Annotated in this window: 21 protein-coding genes and 1 riboswitch; of the genes, 17 read left to right on the top strand and 4 right to left on the bottom strand. The window is 34.9% G+C overall.

Annotated features, from left to right (window positions below; all coding sequences use genetic code 11):
• Positions 1 to 183: 183 nt before the first annotated feature.
• Entirely contained in the window at positions 184 to 444 is a 261-nt protein-coding gene (locus NSQ89_RS16215; RefSeq protein WP_047942205.1) for a DUF1871 family protein, read from the bottom strand.
• 168 nt (positions 445 to 612) lie between these two features.
• Positions 613 to 719, top strand: a riboswitch (SAM riboswitch).
• Positions 720 to 874: 155 nt separating this feature from the next.
• Between NSQ89_RS16215 and NSQ89_RS16220 the strand changes: the two genes are divergently transcribed.
• From NSQ89_RS16220 to NSQ89_RS16240, 5 genes are all read left to right on the top strand, one after another.
• Positions 875 to 1,888: a methionine ABC transporter ATP-binding protein gene (locus NSQ89_RS16220; protein WP_061799037.1), complete on the top strand. Its 1,014-nt coding sequence runs from the start codon at positions 875 to 877 to the stop codon at positions 1,886 to 1,888.
• Positions 1,878 to 2,555: a methionine ABC transporter permease gene (locus NSQ89_RS16225; RefSeq protein ID WP_061799039.1), complete on the top strand. Its 678-nt coding sequence runs from the start codon at positions 1,878 to 1,880 to the stop codon at positions 2,553 to 2,555. The genes NSQ89_RS16220 and NSQ89_RS16225 overlap by 11 nt, the downstream gene beginning before the upstream one ends.
• Before the next feature lie 32 nt (positions 2,556 to 2,587).
• Positions 2,588 to 3,412, top strand: a complete 825-nt coding sequence (locus tag NSQ89_RS16230; protein WP_047942208.1) for a MetQ/NlpA family ABC transporter substrate-binding protein — start codon at positions 2,588 to 2,590, stop codon at positions 3,410 to 3,412.
• A 273-nt stretch (positions 3,413 to 3,685) separates the two neighbouring features.
• Complete coding sequence (locus NSQ89_RS16235) at positions 3,686 to 4,231, top strand: polymer-forming cytoskeletal protein (RefSeq protein ID WP_061799041.1); 546 nt, start codon at positions 3,686 to 3,688, stop codon at positions 4,229 to 4,231.
• Between the two features lie 206 nt (positions 4,232 to 4,437).
• Positions 4,438 to 5,712 (top strand): Nramp family divalent metal transporter, encoded by a 1,275-nt coding sequence (locus tag NSQ89_RS16240; protein WP_341132920.1) that lies wholly within the window; start codon positions 4,438 to 4,440, stop codon positions 5,710 to 5,712.
• A 162-nt stretch (positions 5,713 to 5,874) separates the two neighbouring features.
• Here the strand turns inward: NSQ89_RS16240 and NSQ89_RS16245 are convergent, their stop codons facing one another.
• On the bottom strand, positions 5,875 to 6,390 hold the full coding sequence (locus NSQ89_RS16245) for a superoxide dismutase family protein (protein ID WP_047942211.1): 516 nt from the start codon (positions 6,388 to 6,390) through the stop codon (positions 5,875 to 5,877).
• A gap of 128 nt (positions 6,391 to 6,518) precedes the next feature.
• Between NSQ89_RS16245 and NSQ89_RS16250 the strand changes: the two genes are divergently transcribed.
• Complete coding sequence (locus tag NSQ89_RS16250; protein WP_047942213.1) at positions 6,519 to 6,908, top strand: kinase-associated lipoprotein B; 390 nt, start codon at positions 6,519 to 6,521, stop codon at positions 6,906 to 6,908.
• A gap of 44 nt (positions 6,909 to 6,952) precedes the next feature.
• On the opposite strand, the gene kapD is transcribed toward NSQ89_RS16250, so the two are convergent.
• Complete coding sequence (gene kapD / locus NSQ89_RS16255; protein ID WP_047942214.1) at positions 6,953 to 7,570, bottom strand: 3'-5' exonuclease KapD; 618 nt, start codon at positions 7,568 to 7,570, stop codon at positions 6,953 to 6,955.
• A gap of 812 nt (positions 7,571 to 8,382) precedes the next feature.
• On the opposite strand from kapD, the gene NSQ89_RS16260 reads away from it, so the two are divergent.
• The 9 genes from NSQ89_RS16260 (at position 8,383) to NSQ89_RS16300 (ending at position 14,935) form a co-directional block, all read left to right on the top strand.
• The gene (locus tag NSQ89_RS16260; protein WP_341132921.1) at positions 8,383 to 10,773 is read left to right on the top strand and encodes a Na+/H+ antiporter subunit A; all 2,391 of its coding nucleotides are present in this window, start codon (positions 8,383 to 8,385) and stop codon (positions 10,771 to 10,773) included.
• On the top strand, positions 10,760 to 11,185 hold the full coding sequence (locus NSQ89_RS16265) for a Na(+)/H(+) antiporter subunit B (protein ID WP_047942218.1): 426 nt from the start codon (positions 10,760 to 10,762) through the stop codon (positions 11,183 to 11,185). The genes NSQ89_RS16260 and NSQ89_RS16265 overlap by 14 nt, the downstream gene beginning before the upstream one ends.
• Entirely contained in the window at positions 11,185 to 11,523 is a 339-nt protein-coding gene (locus tag NSQ89_RS16270; protein WP_047942219.1) for a Na(+)/H(+) antiporter subunit C, read from the top strand. Before NSQ89_RS16265 ends, NSQ89_RS16270 begins: the two co-directional genes overlap by 1 nt.
• Positions 11,516 to 12,988, top strand: coding sequence for a Na+/H+ antiporter subunit D (locus NSQ89_RS16275; RefSeq protein WP_341132922.1), 1,473 nt, complete (start codon positions 11,516 to 11,518; stop codon positions 12,986 to 12,988). Before NSQ89_RS16270 ends, NSQ89_RS16275 begins: the two co-directional genes overlap by 8 nt.
• Before the next feature lie 5 nt (positions 12,989 to 12,993).
• On the top strand, positions 12,994 to 13,470 hold the full coding sequence (locus NSQ89_RS16280; protein ID WP_251688413.1) for a Na+/H+ antiporter subunit E: 477 nt from the start codon (positions 12,994 to 12,996) through the stop codon (positions 13,468 to 13,470).
• Positions 13,470 to 13,757 carry a Na(+)/H(+) antiporter subunit F1 gene (locus tag NSQ89_RS16285; protein WP_047942223.1) on the top strand — a complete coding sequence of 96 codons (288 nt, stop codon included), beginning with the start codon at positions 13,470 to 13,472 and terminating at the stop codon, positions 13,755 to 13,757. The genes NSQ89_RS16280 and NSQ89_RS16285 overlap by 1 nt, the downstream gene beginning before the upstream one ends.
• Positions 13,738 to 14,100 carry a monovalent cation/H(+) antiporter subunit G gene (gene mnhG / locus NSQ89_RS16290; RefSeq protein ID WP_095259317.1) on the top strand — a complete coding sequence of 121 codons (363 nt, stop codon included), beginning with the start codon at positions 13,738 to 13,740 and terminating at the stop codon, positions 14,098 to 14,100. The genes NSQ89_RS16285 and mnhG overlap by 20 nt, the downstream gene beginning before the upstream one ends.
• Before the next feature lie 111 nt (positions 14,101 to 14,211).
• Entirely contained in the window at positions 14,212 to 14,394 is a 183-nt protein-coding gene (locus NSQ89_RS16295; RefSeq protein ID WP_047942225.1) for a hypothetical protein, read from the top strand.
• A gap of 142 nt (positions 14,395 to 14,536) precedes the next feature.
• Positions 14,537 to 14,935 carry a hypothetical protein gene (locus tag NSQ89_RS16300; RefSeq protein WP_141231664.1) on the top strand — a complete coding sequence of 133 codons (399 nt, stop codon included), beginning with the start codon at positions 14,537 to 14,539 and terminating at the stop codon, positions 14,933 to 14,935.
• Positions 14,936 to 15,107: 172 nt separating this feature from the next.
• Here NSQ89_RS16300 and NSQ89_RS16305 read toward each other — a convergent pair whose 3' ends face one another.
• Entirely contained in the window at positions 15,108 to 15,317 is a 210-nt protein-coding gene (locus NSQ89_RS16305) for a hypothetical protein (RefSeq protein ID WP_341132923.1), read from the bottom strand.
• 240 nt (positions 15,318 to 15,557) lie between these two features.
• On the opposite strand from NSQ89_RS16305, the gene NSQ89_RS16310 reads away from it, so the two are divergent.
• Positions 15,558 to 16,325, top strand: a complete 768-nt coding sequence (locus NSQ89_RS16310; protein WP_095259316.1) for a glucose 1-dehydrogenase — start codon at positions 15,558 to 15,560, stop codon at positions 16,323 to 16,325.
• Positions 16,326 to 16,390: 65 nt separating this feature from the next.
• Positions 16,391 to 16,888, top strand: a complete 498-nt coding sequence (locus NSQ89_RS16315) for a hypothetical protein (RefSeq protein ID WP_144546588.1) — start codon at positions 16,391 to 16,393, stop codon at positions 16,886 to 16,888.

The following is a 16,888-nucleotide window of genomic DNA, read 5'->3' on the forward strand; positions in this document are numbered from 1 at the left end:
TTGCCTTTTAAATATTCTCATTATATCAAATTATCACTAAATTTAATGCGCTAATTTCATTTTTTAAAACCAAAATTATATGCAAATTATTTGCTGGAATTTCTATCTATAAAAAAACTTTAGAAGTTGAAAAGAGAAGCAATTGATAACTTTTTATTCATCAAAAAGAGTTTATTTGACTCTCTAAAAAGAGCAGGAACTGTTTCGTTTTAGAGATAAAAGTTTATGAGAGATTGCTGTGCAATCCTCTAAAGGGAGCTTCTCTTCAAAAGAAAATTCAAAGATAGCTTGGATAGAAGCTGCTAGATCATCTTCCAAATCAACATCATGTATTGCTTGAAGAATATCCGCAATTTCAGTATCATAATTGCCCTCTCCTATTGAAAAAGGGTCCCATTCATTTAATAAACGCACACATTCTAAATTAATTTCCTGACTATTCATCCGTTGTCACCTTTCGTTCCATTTGTTCAGAAACCATTCTATCATATATCCTTCTGAAGAAGATAACAGAAATGAAGAGCCCCCTCCAATCTAGCTATTTTAAAGGTAAATTTTTATTGACAATTCAGTATTTTAGCTTTATTATTCATTTAGTGAAAATTCCATAGTTACTTATCAAGAGAGATTGAGGGAACAGGCCCGATGACATCCAGCAACCTCCTTTCCTAAAGGAAGGTGCTAACTCCTGCAGAATGACTTATTCTGAAAGATAAGATCGGTATATTTAATACGATACTTCTTTCAAAATGAAAGAAGTTTTTTTTATTTCCCAGACTTACCGAAAGGAATTTTCACCAATCTTAACCGATAAAGGTTTTAAAATAATGTTACAAAACATGGCGTTTTTGGCAAAGGGGGATAGTATTTTCTAATGATACAAATAAATGATTTGGTCAAAATATATAAAACAAAAAAAGAACAAGTCATTGGTGTTGACCATGTTTCTTTATCTATTAAAAGAGGCGAAATATTTGGAATTGTCGGCTATAGTGGAGCAGGTAAAAGCTCTCTGCTTCGCTGTCTCAATTTATTGGAAAAGCCAACCAGTGGAGAAATTATCATTGACAATATTTCTTTAACAAAGTTAAATCAAAAGCAATTAAGAGCTGCTCGCTTAAAAATAGGCATGATTTTTCAACATTTTTACCTTGTTAGTAGTAAAACGGTATATGAAAATATTGCTTTTGCTCTTAAAGCAGCTAATTTACCTTCTAAGAAAATACATAAACGGGTATTAGAGTTGCTTGATATGGTGGGGCTGGCAGATAAGAAAGATGTCTTTCCTGCCCAATTAAGTGGAGGACAAAAGCAAAGAGTCGGAATCGCAAGAGCCCTTGCAAATAATCCAACCGTACTTCTTTGTGATGAAGCAACTTCTGCACTTGATCCAACTACAACAAAATCCATTCTTGCGTTATTAAAAAAAATTAATAAGGAACTTGGTTTAACCATCGTTCTAATCACCCATGAAATGGAGGTTGTGAAAGATATTTGTGATCGAATGGCTGTCATGGAAGCAGGGAAGGTAGTGGAAGAAGGTCCAGTTTACGATATGTTTGCAAACCCAAAACAGGAGCTTACTAAAAACTTTGTAAATAGCATTCTTCAATTTGAATTACCTAACCACCTATTAGAAGAAAGAAAAGGGAAAATTATTAAGGTTACCTTTCAAGGTGCCATCGCGGAAGAGGGAATTATCTCGGACGCCTTTCAGCACTATCAGGTGAAGGGAAATATTCTTCATGGAAAAATTGAATATATTCAAAATAATCCCCTTGGTATTTTTATCATGGAATTAACAGGGGAAGAAAATGAAATTGTAAAAGCGATACAGTATATTAAAGATCGCACCAAAAATGTGGAGGTGATATATCATGCCTCTTAGTCTGGATTGGAATTATTTGATCGAGTTACTTCCCGACTTAAATTCAGCATTTTTTGAAACCTTATATATGGTTGGCATTTCTATTGTTGTGGCTATTATTGTGGGTTTACCGATTGGAATCCTCTTATTTGTAACAGATAAAGGATTGTTTCTCGAAAACACACTATTAAAAAACACGGTGGGCTTTGTTGTAAACATGGTGCGGTCAATCCCTTTCATTATCTTACTAATCGCCCTTTTACCATTAGCAAAATGGATTACCAACACAACGATTGGTCCTACTGCTGCTTCTGTTTCTCTATCTGTTGCTGCGATTCCGTTTTTTGCGAGAATAGTAGAACAAGCTTTTCGTGAAATTGATAAAGGAGTAATTGAAGCTTCCGTTGCTATCGGCGCTTCCCCATGGATGATTATCTGGCAAGTCTTAATACCAGAAGCAAGACCTGGAATTATTCAAGGAATCACTATTACCATTATTAATTTAATTGCCTATTCTGCTATGGCTGGAATAGTCGGCGGCGGCGGTGTAGGTGATCTTGCCATTCAATACGGCTATTATCGCTATGATAATACTGTCATGATTACGACTGTCGTTGTTCTCATTTGCTTAGTTCAAATCATTCAATTCTTTGGGGATAAAATATCCAAGACATTGGATAAGCGTTAATAATCACTTTAAGTTAATAGGAGGAAAAGACAATGAAAAAAATACTTATAGGAATTCTATTATTATTATCATTTACAGTACTTAGTGCTTGCGGACAAGACAAAAACAATGCAGATTCAGGGGAGAAAAAGGAAATTAATATTGGTGCTACTTCTGGTCCCTATGCAGACATGGTTAAAAAGGCAATTAAACCTATTTTAGAAGAGAAAGGCTATAAAGTAGAAGTTACAGAGTTTACAGATTATGTGCAGCCAAATAAAGCTCTAGCCGAGGGTAGTATTGATGCGAATCTATTCCAACATAAAATTTATATGGAATCTTTTGCTCAACAAAATAACATAGAGTTATCTGAACTAATTTCTGTTCCAACTGCACCAATGGGTATTTATTCCAAAAAGTTTAAAAGCTTGGAAGATATTACAGATGGGGCAACAATTGCTATCCCTAACGATCCGACCAATGCGGCTCGTGCCTTCTTAATTTTAGAGGAAGCTGGCTTAATTAAAATTGATCAAGCTGCGGATCCACTTACTGTGTCTGAAAAAGATGTGACAAAGAATATTAAAAACCTAAAATTTGAAACAATTGAAGCGGCACAATTACCTCGTGCAGTTGACAGTGTAGATTTATCCGCTGTACCAGGCAACTTCGCCCTAGCAGCAAAAATGAACTTATTAGATGCACTAAAACTAGAAAATATGCTCGATCAATATCGTAATCGTGTTGTTGTTAATACAAAAGACATAGATGCTCCATTCGCTAAAGATATCAAAGCCGCTGTTGAATCAGCAGAATTCGAAAAAGTAATTGATGAGGATTTTAAAGGCTTCGGTAAACCAGAGTGGATGAATCAATAAATTGATGTTACGCAGTTATAAAGAAGCGAGGTTTGTTGGGAATTTTTTCCCGACAAACCTCGCTCTTTTTTTATGCAAAACGAATAACTGATGGAAGAAAAAGCCCGTTGCCAATTTTCTGATTATTAAAATAAAGTCACATATTCACCATATTTCTTTCACAAATTAGTCACACCTCCCCCCTCTACAACTACAAACTGTATGTTAATATAATGTTGTATTGTGAATCCATTCACATAACAATATAAAGAACATTTATAGGGGGAACTAATCATGAAAATTACACCAAAAGTTTTACTAGCTTCCATCTTAGCAGGAGCACTTTTAACTGCTTGTGGAAATACAGACACAGAACCAAAGAAAGAAGAGAAAAAAGCAGAACAATCAGCTGATGTAGTAACAACAGCTTCCATCGTAAATGAAGCAGATCCACTAGTGAAAGCATTAAGTGCTGATGGAACTTGGATTGTTGCAACACTTCAAGATTTAAAAGTAGACAGTGATATCTTAGTAGCTGGTGAATTCCACGATAAAAATGATGCTGCTAATCCAATCTATCGTAAACTTGCTCTTTATACACAAGATGAAGACCATAACATTATTGATTCCTTCACTTTAACAGCTCCTAAAATGACTGTACAAAGTGAAAATTTCAAAATCCAAGGCGGTACTTTTGTCGGTGATGTTTACGTAGAAGCTAATGGATTTACTATTGACGCTACTGCAAAAGTAGATGGTAATGTTTATTACAAAAGTGATGCATTTAAATCTTCTGCTGTAATTGATGGCGAAGTAACTGGTACACAAGAAGTAAAATAATAGCTTATAATACCTAGCTGGAAATTCAGCTAGGTATTTTTTGTATTTCCTGTATTCTACACTCCCATACTCCCTCAACAAATTAACAAAAATTCCTATAAATTAATAACACAAATAGATTGACAATTTTCTAATTTAGGAATATCTTTTATATAAAAGTTGTATTAACGAAACTTTTTAAACCAAAGCAAAATCAGGTGAGAAAAATGGAAAGAAATCGATCTTTAGAAAAAATTCATTCTAAATCAGCAAAAAGTGTGTTTAGCAAGGAAGTTAAAGGTTGGAAAAAAATCCTTCCGTTTCTAGGACCAGCATTCATTGCGGCAATTGCCTACATTGATCCAGGAAACTTCGCAACGAATATTGCTGCTGGATCAAAATATGGATACTTATTATTATGGGTTATTCTTTTTTCTAATATTATGGCGTTAATTATTCAATCCTTATCAGCAAAATTAGGTATCGCTACCGGTAAAAATTTAGCAGAGATAGCACGAGAGGAATTTCCCAAGCCTGTATCTATCGGCTTGTGGATACAAGGTGAGCTTGTCATTATGGCAACAGATTTAGCAGAGTTTATTGGTGCAGCACTTGGTATTTATCTTCTCTTTGGTATTCCTTTACTGGAAGCTAGTCTGATTGCTGCTGTAGGATCTTTTGCTATTCTTGAATTACAAAGACGGGGATACCGTTCTCTAGAAGCAGGAATTACTGCGATGCTATTTATTGTTGTCCTTTCTTTTATTGTACAAATGTTCTTTGCGAAGCCAGATGTTCCATCTTTATTACATGGGTTATTCACTCCACAATTTGATGGATTAGATAGCGTAATTTTAGCTGCTGGGATCCTTGGGGCTACAGTAATGCCACATGCGATTTACTTACATTCTGCATTAACACAGAATAGAATTGTTGGGGAAACGGATAAAGAGAAAAAGCAAATCTTCCGCTTTGAATTTATCGATATCCTTATTGCCATGTTGATTGCAGGATTTATTAATGGGGCAATGCTTATCGTCTCTAGTGCATTATTCCATAAAAATGGATTATTTGTAGAAGATTTAGATGTAGCTTTTAACTATTTTGGACAGTTAGTAAATCCCGTTTCAGCAACTTTATTTGGACTTGGTTTATTAATTGCTGGATTATCCAGTTCATCCGTAGGAACGATGTCTGGAGATGTTATTATGCAAGGATTTATTCATTTTCGCATTCCTTTATATGTAAGAAGATTTATTACAATGATGCCTCCTATTGCTGTCATTGCATTAGGTATTAATCCAACAACTGCACTAGTAATAAGTCAAGTAATTTTATCATTTGGAATTGGTTTTGCTCTTATTCCATTAATAATGTTTACTAGTTCAAAACGTATCATGGGAAACCTAGTCAATACAAAATGGATTACGATTATTTCATGGATTATGGCTATTTTAATTGTTGGATTGAATATTTTTATTCTCGTACAAACATTTCAGTAAAACAGGAATCTTATAAAGGCCAATCTAAATCTTTTTCGTATAAAAGAAGCAGAATAACAACACTAAAAAATCCTAAAACATTTTTTGTTTGTCCCAGCTTCTTAGAAATGAACCAAAGAAACAACAGGCGATCCTAAAAGTCGCCTGTTGTTTCATATAGAATTATTTCTTTTTAATCGATCCACATGCGATTCTTTCGCCTGAATCCCCTGCAGGTTGAGTCATTCCGTCATCTTGTTGTTCGGTAATAACGATTGAAGTCCCTTTTTTGCTGAATAATGAATTTTTTCCATCTCTAAGGGTTACTTGTGGTGCCATTAGCTCAGCTTTTACGGTTCCATCTTCCTTTACCAAGATATTAGGTAAATCACCTGCATGGGCACCTTCTGGGTGAAGTAAACCATGTTCTTTATTATCTGGATTAAAGTGATTGCCTGCCGATTGAAAATCTGGAGCATCACATTTATTTGTTTCATGTATATGAATACCATGGATTCCTGGAGTTAGACCTTTTAAATTTAAAGATAATTTTACTCCGTCAGCCTGCTCCTGCAATTTAATTGTTCCTAAAGAGTCTCCCACATCATTAAACATTTCTACCTCTGCTTTTGTCACTTCCCCCTCCGCACAGCCGGTTAGGAAAATGGTTATCAGCACTAATAAACTCAGTTTTCTCATCTTTTTTCCTCCATGGACGGTTTGGTATTAATATTTGAAAAAAGACTCCTTATTATGCAGTTATTCTCGTTTATCAAACTATAGCCTTTGTGATACTATTAAAGGAAAGAAAATCTGGAGGGATTAGATTGTCAGAACTAGCTATCGGTTCCATCGTCACGGCTTTTTATAAAACTGGAAAATACATCGGGGAAATTACAGAGATTCGTCCTCAAAGTTATTTAGTAAGGGTTCTTGCGGTCTTAAAGCATCCGATGCAAGGGGATTTGCATCAGCCAAAAGAGGCCATAGTTGATATTTTCCATGAAAGAAAAGCCCTTTCTTACCGAGAACAGATGAATGCTCCAAAGAAAATGGTCAAGCTATATAAGGAAGACTCCATTCCTTCTTATAATGATTCCCTACAAACAGCTATCGAAAAAATGCGTAAAGAGCTTCAAGAAGATGATTCTGCTTTCGCTATTCAAAGTTTAAAAAACTTGGAAATACTTAATGCAGAATACTATAAAATCGTTTAGAAGAAAATAACAAAAAAAGACGAGGAATCTATTCTTCGTCTTTTTTATGCAAACTTATTAAATAATTTAGACATATCAATTAAGTCTCCAATGGTTGGTTGATTAGATTTCCCCAAGTACTTCTTATCTTGCTCAACAAGTTTAAAAATATGATAAGTGGTTAAGGCATCATCTAACGCACGATGATGTTTCCCAGTTCCCTCTCTGCCATACTCCCTAACTGCTTTCCATAAGCCTGTTTGGTTTTTATCACCAAAAAACCGCTTATATTCCATCGATAAATCAACTTCTTTACAAGATAGAATAAAGGGAAGTTGTGCTTTATGACAATTATCCTTTAGCACTTTCATATCCATGTTTCCCCATGTAACAATAATATTTTGATATCCGTTACAAATTGCCTCAAGCTTTTTCATTAGATCGTATAAAGATATCCCGTTATTTACTTGTTCTTGTGAAATATGTAGAAAAGATTTGCATCTCCTTGAAAGGGTTGAAAACTTACGGGGTACTACATATGAAGAAAACTGTTCCCTTATGGTATCACCAACAACGGCTACAATACCAACTTCAATAATTTCTGGATAAAACCCCTTAAACTTACTACTTTTCTCTGGCATGGTGAATTCAAAGTCAATAAATAAATACTGTTGCTTTTCCATTCTTTCACCTTCTTTTTTATCGATATTTCACATGAATCATCCTGTCTAAACCGTTCTTTCTTCTATGCATCTCGATAAACTAGCTGTCTTTTATTTATCTATATTATAACAGAATATCACTTAACCTTTTTAATTTTCTGTATTTTTATCTTTATTTTTTTTATTAACTTATCAGATCCATTTATTGGTTCTATGCAGAAATGCAATGTAAAAAAACACTGGATAGCTCTCCTGTTTAAATATAGTTTGGGAAATACGAAAGACTGCTTCCATTTGGATATTTATGAAATAAACAAGTTTTCCCCTTACACATATTTTTCCTTCTACTGCAGAACATAAAAAAAGAACAACCCTTAATAAACGGCTGTCCCTTTTCGCTGCATTATTCTTCTGCGATTATCCTGATATATTCTCTTGGTTGAAAAGGAATCATCGTTTCATCCAAAAAAGGAGAGTTTGCCTCTTCTATGAAAAGAAGTTCCTCCAGTGAATAAAACTCTCTTTTTTGGAAGTTGTCCAATAAAATTCCAACAAAAAGACATAGAGAAAATAGACAAATGGAAATATTTACTTTTATTTTTAATTGCAAAGTATACCACCTCACCATTAGTTTGAGCAAAAAGATGGATGTTTTACACAAAAAACAAAAAATTTTTTTCCTGTTTTAGACCATGTTTCTACCTATTTAATAGAAAGGTTTAGTCTTAACTTAATTTCTAGTTTCCTATATGCAGAGCGTTTTTTTTTGCGTTATACTTTAACATGTTCAATCATTTCAAGCGTCTTTTAGCAAAGTTTAAGGAGGGGTTAATTTGTCTATTCTTCACTGGGCTGTACTTGCACCATTTTTATACACCCTATTAATACCGATCACATTTATATTTAGGAAAAAAATACATACGGGATGGTTTGTTCTTCTACTTCCCTTGCTGTTGTTTATTTATTTTTGCCGAAACATTGGGACAACCTCAAATTTACATACAAAAGTAGAATCAATCCCCTGGATCCCATCACTAGGAATCGATTTCGCCGTAAAATTAGACGGTCTTGGCATGCTATTTGCCTTATTAATAACTGGAATCGGTTCTCTTGTTATTCTCTATTCCATTTATTATTTGGATAAAAACAAAGAGAAGGTAAATCATTTCTATGTATATCTTCTGTTATTCATGGGAGCAATGCTCGGGGTCGTCTTATCTGATAATCTCATTGTTCTTTATATGTTCTGGGAAATTACAAGTATTTCTTCTTTCCTTTTAATAGGTTTTTGGAATAATCGAAGTAATTCGCGATATGGCGCAATCAAATCAATGGTTGTTACCGTATTTGGTGGTCTTTCCTTATTAGCAGGGATTGTCCTACTTTACCTAATGACCGGTTCCTTTACTATTTCAGAAATAATTACTTCTGTTCAACAAGAATCTATTATGTCTCATCCGTTATTTATTTTAGGGATGATTTGCATCTTACTTGGAGCATTTACAAAATCGGCCCAATTTCCCTTCCATATTTGGCTGCCTGATGCAATGGAAGCTCCAACACCAGTCAGCAGTTATTTGCATTCCGCTACAATGGTTAAAGCTGGAATATATCTTGTGGCCCGTTTAAGTCCTGTCTTTGCAGTGTCTGGTTATTGGCTGTGGATTGTATCACTTGTCGGGATTGTTACACTGATATATGGATCTTTTATGGCGATAAAACAAGTAGACTTAAAAGGTCTTCTCGCATACTCAACCATTAGTCAGCTCGGAATGATTATGTCTTTACTAGGGATTGGAGCTGCTGGTGTCCACTATGACAATGAAAGTGTGTATTACATTGCTACAGCTGCTGCAGTCTTCCATCTTGTCAACCATGCAACCTTTAAAGGAAGTTTGTTTATGATGGTTGGAATTGTTGACCATGAAACTGGAACAAGAGATATTCGCCGTTTAGGCGGCCTGATGAAAATTATGCCTATCACATTTGCTATCGCATTAGTCGGCTCGATGTCTATGGCTGGAATCCCCCCATTTAATGGATTTCTAAGCAAAGAGATGTTCTTTGCAAGCATGTTAAATATTCTTGATTTCCAAATGTTTAACCTAGATACATGGGGAGTTTTATTACCTGTCATCGCCTGGGTCGGCAGCATCTTTACATTTGTCTATAGCATGATTCTTGTATTTAAAACTTTCACTGGAAAATATCAACCAGAAAAATTATCTGCAAAACCACATGAAGCACCAATGGGTATGCTGATTTCACCCATTATCTTAGTATCACTTGTTGTCATATTTGGATTATTTCCTGGGCTTCTATCCAATACCATTCTTTCTCCTGCTATTACATCTATTTATGGCGGAGGCGTTTATGATCTGCATATCTATCACTGGCATGGATTTGAACCTGAGTTATTTATGACAATTGGGGTCATTGTATTGGGAATAATTCTCTATTTAACAGTGGGAAAATGGTCTGTTATCTATCAAGCCATTCCTGTTATTTGGAATCGAATATATGATTGGTTATTTGGCGAAACAGAAAATGGATTTAACAAGCTGACAAACAGATATATGACAGGTTCCTTGCGCACCTATCTCATTTATATCTTTTCTTTCTTTATCCTAATCCTTTCTTATACTTTATTTGCAAAGGATGGATTTACAATAGACACTTCCCGACTAGCACCAATTGGTGGATACGAAGTAGTACTGTCGCTTGTTCTGGTGATTTCCACCATAGCTATACTATTTGCTAAATCCCGTTTGACCTCTATTATTCTTTTAGGGGCAGTCGGATATACCGTTTCTTTATTTTACGTAGTATTTCGCGCACCTGACCTTGCTTTAACTCAATTAGTTATTGAAACAGTTTCCGTTGCTTTATTCTTATTGTGTTTTTACCATTTACCTAGAAATGCTAGAAAAAAGGAAAGTATTCATTTCAAATTATCAAATGCAATTATTTCCGTACTAGTAGGACTCGTAGTGATGGTTATTGCGATTGCCTCCTATAGCACGAAACTGTTCGATTCCATTTCTCAATTTTATGTGGAGAATACTTATACGAAAGCAGCAGGAGAAAACATGGTAAATGTTATCTTAGTGGATTTTAGGGGATTTGATACACTCTTTGAAATTACAGTATTAGCAATTGCTGCTATTGGTATTTATTCGATGATAACTTTGAGAATGGGAGGAAAGAAAAATGAAAATAAATAATTTAGTTTTACAAACCATTACAAAAGTCATTGTCTTTTTGATACTTCTGTATGCAGTTGATCTCTTTTTTTCTGGTCACTATACACCAGGCGGAGGCTTTATCGGCGGATTAATGGCAAGTGGAGCAATAGTTCTATTGCTGATAGCTTATGATTTAAAATTAGTAAAAAAAATCTTTCCTGTTAATTTTATCTATGTTACTGCAATAGGCTTGCTGATAAGCACTTTAACAGGAATGATTGCCGTATTAGATGGGAAACCATTTTTAACGCATTTTTTTAATAAACATGCGCACTTGCCTTTATTAGGAGAAACGTCCCTTCACACTGCTGCACTGTTTGATCTCGGGGTTTTCCTAGTAGTAGTGGGAGTTACAATGACCATTATTCAAACGATTGGAGAGGATGACTAATGGAATTCTTAATGGCATTCATTATCGGCATTTTATTTATGTGTGCGACGTATTTAATACTTTCTAAGAGTCTATTGCGCATTATTATTGGAACTGGCCTTCTTAGCCATGGGGTTCACTTATTAATATTAACGATGGGTGGTTTAAAGAAAGGTGCTGCTCCTCTCTTAGGTCAGCATGCTGACAGTTATTCTGACCCGTTACCCCAAGCATTAATATTAACTGCGATTGTTATTAGCTTTGGTGTCACTTCCTTCTTATTAGTACTTGCCTACAGAACTTATCAAGAATTAGGGACAGATAATCTGGAGAAATTGAGAGGGAAAAAGCATGAGTAATTTAATTCTATTTCCAATTTTAATTCCTTTACTCACAGGAATCATGTTGATTTTCTTTTATAAGAAGACCATCTTACAACGGATTATTTCCCTATTGAGCACTAGTGTTTCGATTATTATTGTGCTATTTATGATAGTTAAAATCAAAAACGAGGGAATTCAAACAGTAAATTTGAGTAATTGGGATGCACCGTTTGGGATAACGATTGTATCAGATATGGTATCAGCACTTCTTGTGTTAACAACAAATATAATCGCCTTTTGTTGTATCCTCTACTCCTTTAAGGGAATCGATAGAGAAAGGGAAAATTACTTTTATTACGCGATGATTCAATTTCTCTTAGTTGGTGTTATTGGTGCGTTTTCAACTGGCGATATCTTTAACTTGTTTGTATTCTTTGAAGTAATGTTAATGGCTTCCTATGTACTACTTGTTCTTGGAAATACAAAAATTCAATTAAGAGAAACAGTAAAATACATTATTGTAAATGTTGTCGCTTCCGCACTCTTCGTTATTGCCGTTGCCTATATTTATTCTGTTGTTGGAACTTTAAATATGGCGTCTATTTCAGAACGAATCAGTGAAGTGGATGGATCAGGCATATTAACGGTCATAGCTGTCCTGTTCTTAATCGTTTTTGGATTAAAAGGGGCTCTCTTCCCGTTATTTTTCTGGCTTCCAGGATCTTATTATGCCGCTCCAATACCGATACTTGCATTATTTGGAGCCCTATTAACAAAAGTTGGAGTTTATTCGATTGCCCGGACGTACTCCCTCTTCTTCTATGAAGATTCTTATGTCTTTACATTATTAGGTGCCCTTTCTCTACTAACCATTATTTTAGGAGCAATTGGAGCAATTGCCTATAATGATGTCAAAAAAATTATTATCTATAATATCGTTACGGCAATTGGGGTTATCTTGTATGGATTCTCTATTTTTAATAGTACTTCCTTAAATGGATCGATTTTCTACCTTTTACATGACATGGTTATTAAAGGAGCACTGTTTCTATTAATCGGAATCATGATTTCTATTACTGGAACTAGTAATTTAAAATATATGAGTGGCTTAATGAAAAAATATCCTCTACTTACTTGGACTTTCTTTCTTGCAGCACTTGGACTTGCAGGTATTCCGCCATTAAGTGGCTTTATTGGTAAATTACTAATTATCCAGGGAGCGTTTGAAGAAAGTAATTATATTGGAAGTTTTATTGTTGTGCTATCGAGTCTCCTCGTTCTACTATCTGTTATCAAGATATTTGTTAAAGCTTTTTGGGGAGAAGAATTAGATAATATTACTAGAAAGCCTATAAAAACACTTTTACTGCCCGGATGTTTACTAGTCCTTCTTTCTTGTCTAATCGGAATTGGTGCAGAGGTGATTTCACCATATATTTCTCTCGCTGTTGAAAGTTTATTGCAGCCGGAAAACTATATAAATGCCGTATTAAAGGAGTGATGACAATGGCATTTCAATTATTATTAAATTTTGTAATCAGTTTTATTTGGATGTTTCTGAAAGGCTCCTTCGCTCCAGATACGTTTCTAATCGGCTTTATTATCGGATTGATTCTCATTTTTATTACAAGAAGATTTTTCTCCGATAAGTTTTATTTATATCGAGTTGTTTCTATATTAAAGCTTTTAGGTATTTTTCTAAGAGAATTAGTACTTTCTAATATTGCCGTGTTAAAAATTATTCTTCGACCAAGGTTAAAAGTAACGCCGGGTATTTTTGCCCTCGAAACGGATTTAAGGAAAGACTGGGAAATAACGCTACTTTGTAACCTTATCACCCTGACACCTGGAACCCTTGTTGTAGATATTTCAGAAGATAATAAAATCCTATATATTCATGCAATCGATATTAGCGATAAAGAGGCCGCTATCAGCAGTATCAAAAATAGCTTTGAAAAAGCCATACAAGAGGTGAGTATTTGATGTTCCAGACGATTATGCATATATCTTTATTTATTGTTTCTACCTCGACGATTTTATTTATTTATCGAGTTGTAAAGGGACCTTCTACTCCCGATAGAGTAGTCGCTTTAGATGCCATCGGAATCAACCTTGTTGCGATTACTGCTATTTTATCAGTGGTGTTAAAAACATCAGCCTTTTTGGAAGTTATTCTTCTCATTGGTATTTTAGCCTTTATTGGTACGGTAGCTTTCTCGAAGTATCTGGAGAAAGGAGTAATAATCGAAAATGACCGCGACAATCATTAGCATTATCATAGCTATTCTTATTCTCTTAGGAGCCTTATTAAGTCTGGTTGCAAGCATTGGCGTATTACGACTACCAGATGTGTACACAAGAAGTCACGCAGCATCTAAATCTGCGACACTAGGGGTCATGTTTATCCTTCTTGGTGCTTGTCTCTACTTTTTCCAGTCGGAACAAATTTTCAATTCCCGTTTAATTCTTGCCATCGCCTTTATTTTCTTAACATCTCCAGTTGCGGGACAACTTATTATTCGCTCTGCTTATAACAGAAAAATACCAATGGCAGATGAAGCGATAAGAGATGATTTAAAAGAAGCGAGAAACGCTGCTGCGAAAAGCAAATAAGCCCATCATTTGCCTGCGGAACCAATGTTTTTAGCAGGATAAGCTATCGATCATAAGCAAATAATATTCCTGTCCTGTCATTGGACTAATACAGAACAGGAGTACAATAATATGAAAAATATACGTGAAGGATTAATCCCCACTGTTCTTGGAACAGCCGTTACAACTGCTGGCATTGCCATGAAAAAAAATCGTAAAATCGATTCCATGATTTCCAATACAGTCTTTGGATTTGGACTAGCACATGTAGTCTTAGGAACAATTGATTTAATCGAACACCGTAGTAAGTTTTAAGAAAAAATAAAACATCTTAAAGTTATGCATACATTAAAGACTTGAAATCGAAACAGGCTATTTTTTCCTGATGTGATTTCAAGTCTTTTCTTATTCATAAATTACCTTTATAAGGAATAGAATAAAAGAAGCAAAATTATGCATGAAAGGAATGGCTACTATGTACCACGCTCGATATTATCATCGTAAAATCCCTACTTTAGCAGCATTCCACCCATATCTTCATTACCCTCTCTATTTTCGAGAACTCCCAGAAGCGAATCCTTCTAAACTCATCAATTCTGCTAAGGATACCCTAACTTTATTGCCTGATGTGGAGACCTGTTTAAAAAAATTAGCTAACTCTCCTGACTTTTCCAAGAATCTCATGAATGCCGCTCAATTATCTAAAACGGTAACAGTGGAGCAATTAATAAAATCAATTGGCGTAAAAGAATCCCCTACAATAGCTTATAATCCTGATGGGATCACATTAAATTTCGACCATAAAAATAAGCCACCCTATTGCTGCTTCTTATCTGTTCAATTGAGATGGCGTTAGCATTTTTTTAGTTGTTCATAATAGATTATTTCAGGCTGTATAACGTACTGCCTGAAATAATCCGATAAAGAATAAGTGAACTTTATTTTTCTAAAACGCTTTTTGTTATGATTGATTATACCTGTTCAATCATTGCTATATAAGCTATTCTTCTATCCAGTTGATGGATTTTTTAGTAATAAGGATACGGTCCATATGGTCCCGAAGCAAACGGAGCTGGACCAAACGGAACAGGGCCATATGGGACAGGACCAAAAAACGGTCTTGGTCTAACTAAAGCCCCGCCTATTACTCCTCCTAATAAACCACCCACGAAGGGTGCTGCAAACCAGGCTCTTGAATCTTGCTGTGGATATTGATACTGATAAGGGTATCCATACATTCTTCAACATTACCTCCACTCTCATTTTAGACTTATTTCTCTTCTCTATTTTCTATGCGAATGTCCCCCTTTTGGACTGGGCTATCGCCTTATATCGCTAAATTTCTAGAAATAAATGCTTTTTTTGTTAATAAAAAAAGTACAGGATAGGCATAGGTAATTCCATTAATTTATTCACGCTTAGGTCATTGCTTGTCTATACTATATGGAATAGATGTCGCAGGAGGAATGGTAAAGAAAATGAATTCACTTTTTGATTTCACGAATAAGACGGCAATTATCTCAGGGGGAAGTCGAGGGTTAGGAGAACAAATGGCCAAAACGCTGGGTGAAGCTGGGGCTAACATTGTCATTTGTTCCAGAAACTTAGAACAGTGTACAAAAACTGCTGCTAAATTACAAGATAAAGGAATAAAGGTATTAGCCCTTCCATGCGATGTATCCAAAAAAGAGGATATAGACAATGTTATTAGCCAAACAATCGCCAAATTCCAAACTATAGATATCTTAATTAATAACAGCGGTACTTCCTGGATGGCACCTTTTCTTGATTATCCCGAAGAGAAATGGGATAAAGTACTTGATGTTAATCTCAAAGGATCTTTTTTATTTTCACAGGCAGCTGCTAAAAAAATGGCAGAACAAAAAAAGGGCAAAATAATTAATGTTTCTTCTGTTACCGCATTTAACGGAACTCCGCCGCACTTATTAGATGCAATTGCTTATAACACGAGTAAAGGCGCACTCATTACATTAACCAAAGAATTAGCTATTAAGTTAGCCCGTTATAATATCCAAGTAAATGCGATTGCGCCAGGTTTTTTCCCGACAAGTATTACGACTAAATTAGAAGATAGTAAAAACCTAATTACTGCTGGAATTCCAGCAAGGCGCTTAGGGGAATTAAGTGATTTAGATGGAATTATTCTGCTCTTAGCTGGAGAATCTTCCAATTATATCACAGGACAAACAATTGCCATTGATGGTGGACTTTCCTCTAGTTTATAAAAAAGGGAGTCTAGAAATAAGCTTTAGGATGTTCACTAAAAAAGAAAAGAAAGAGGGATAGGAAAATGGCACACGTTACAATCGATTTTTATGAGTTATTAAAGAAAGGCGGCACTTTATTACAATATCGGTTAAATAACCGTATTAAGAACAGTTTAAATCAAATGTCCATTATTAATTTCACAACTTCAAAAATGAATCCATTAACAAACAAATTAGATCAAATTCAAACTTATACAGAGCAATTAAGTAATTATATGAATCTACCTACTAAAACAGACCTTGCAAACGCAACCCAGTTAATTCTTCAATCAGAAGAAAAAATCGATAATCTTGATGATCAGTTATTTGAATTAACGACAATGATGAAAGAAGTCAAACAACTAATTGAACAATTAAGCATGAATCCTTCTGATGATTACTCCAATCAATTGACAAATATCATCACGGAGCAAGAACAGCGTATTTACACACTTCAAAATGAATTAGTGCAAGCAAAACAACAATTGGATTCACAAAAAGACGAACTCAGCTTTTCTACTATTTCCAATCAGGCGATATAA

The organism is Niallia sp. FSL R7-0648 (assembly GCF_038007005.1).
Classification (GTDB): domain Bacteria; phylum Bacillota; class Bacilli; order Bacillales; family Cytobacillaceae; genus Niallia; species Niallia circulans.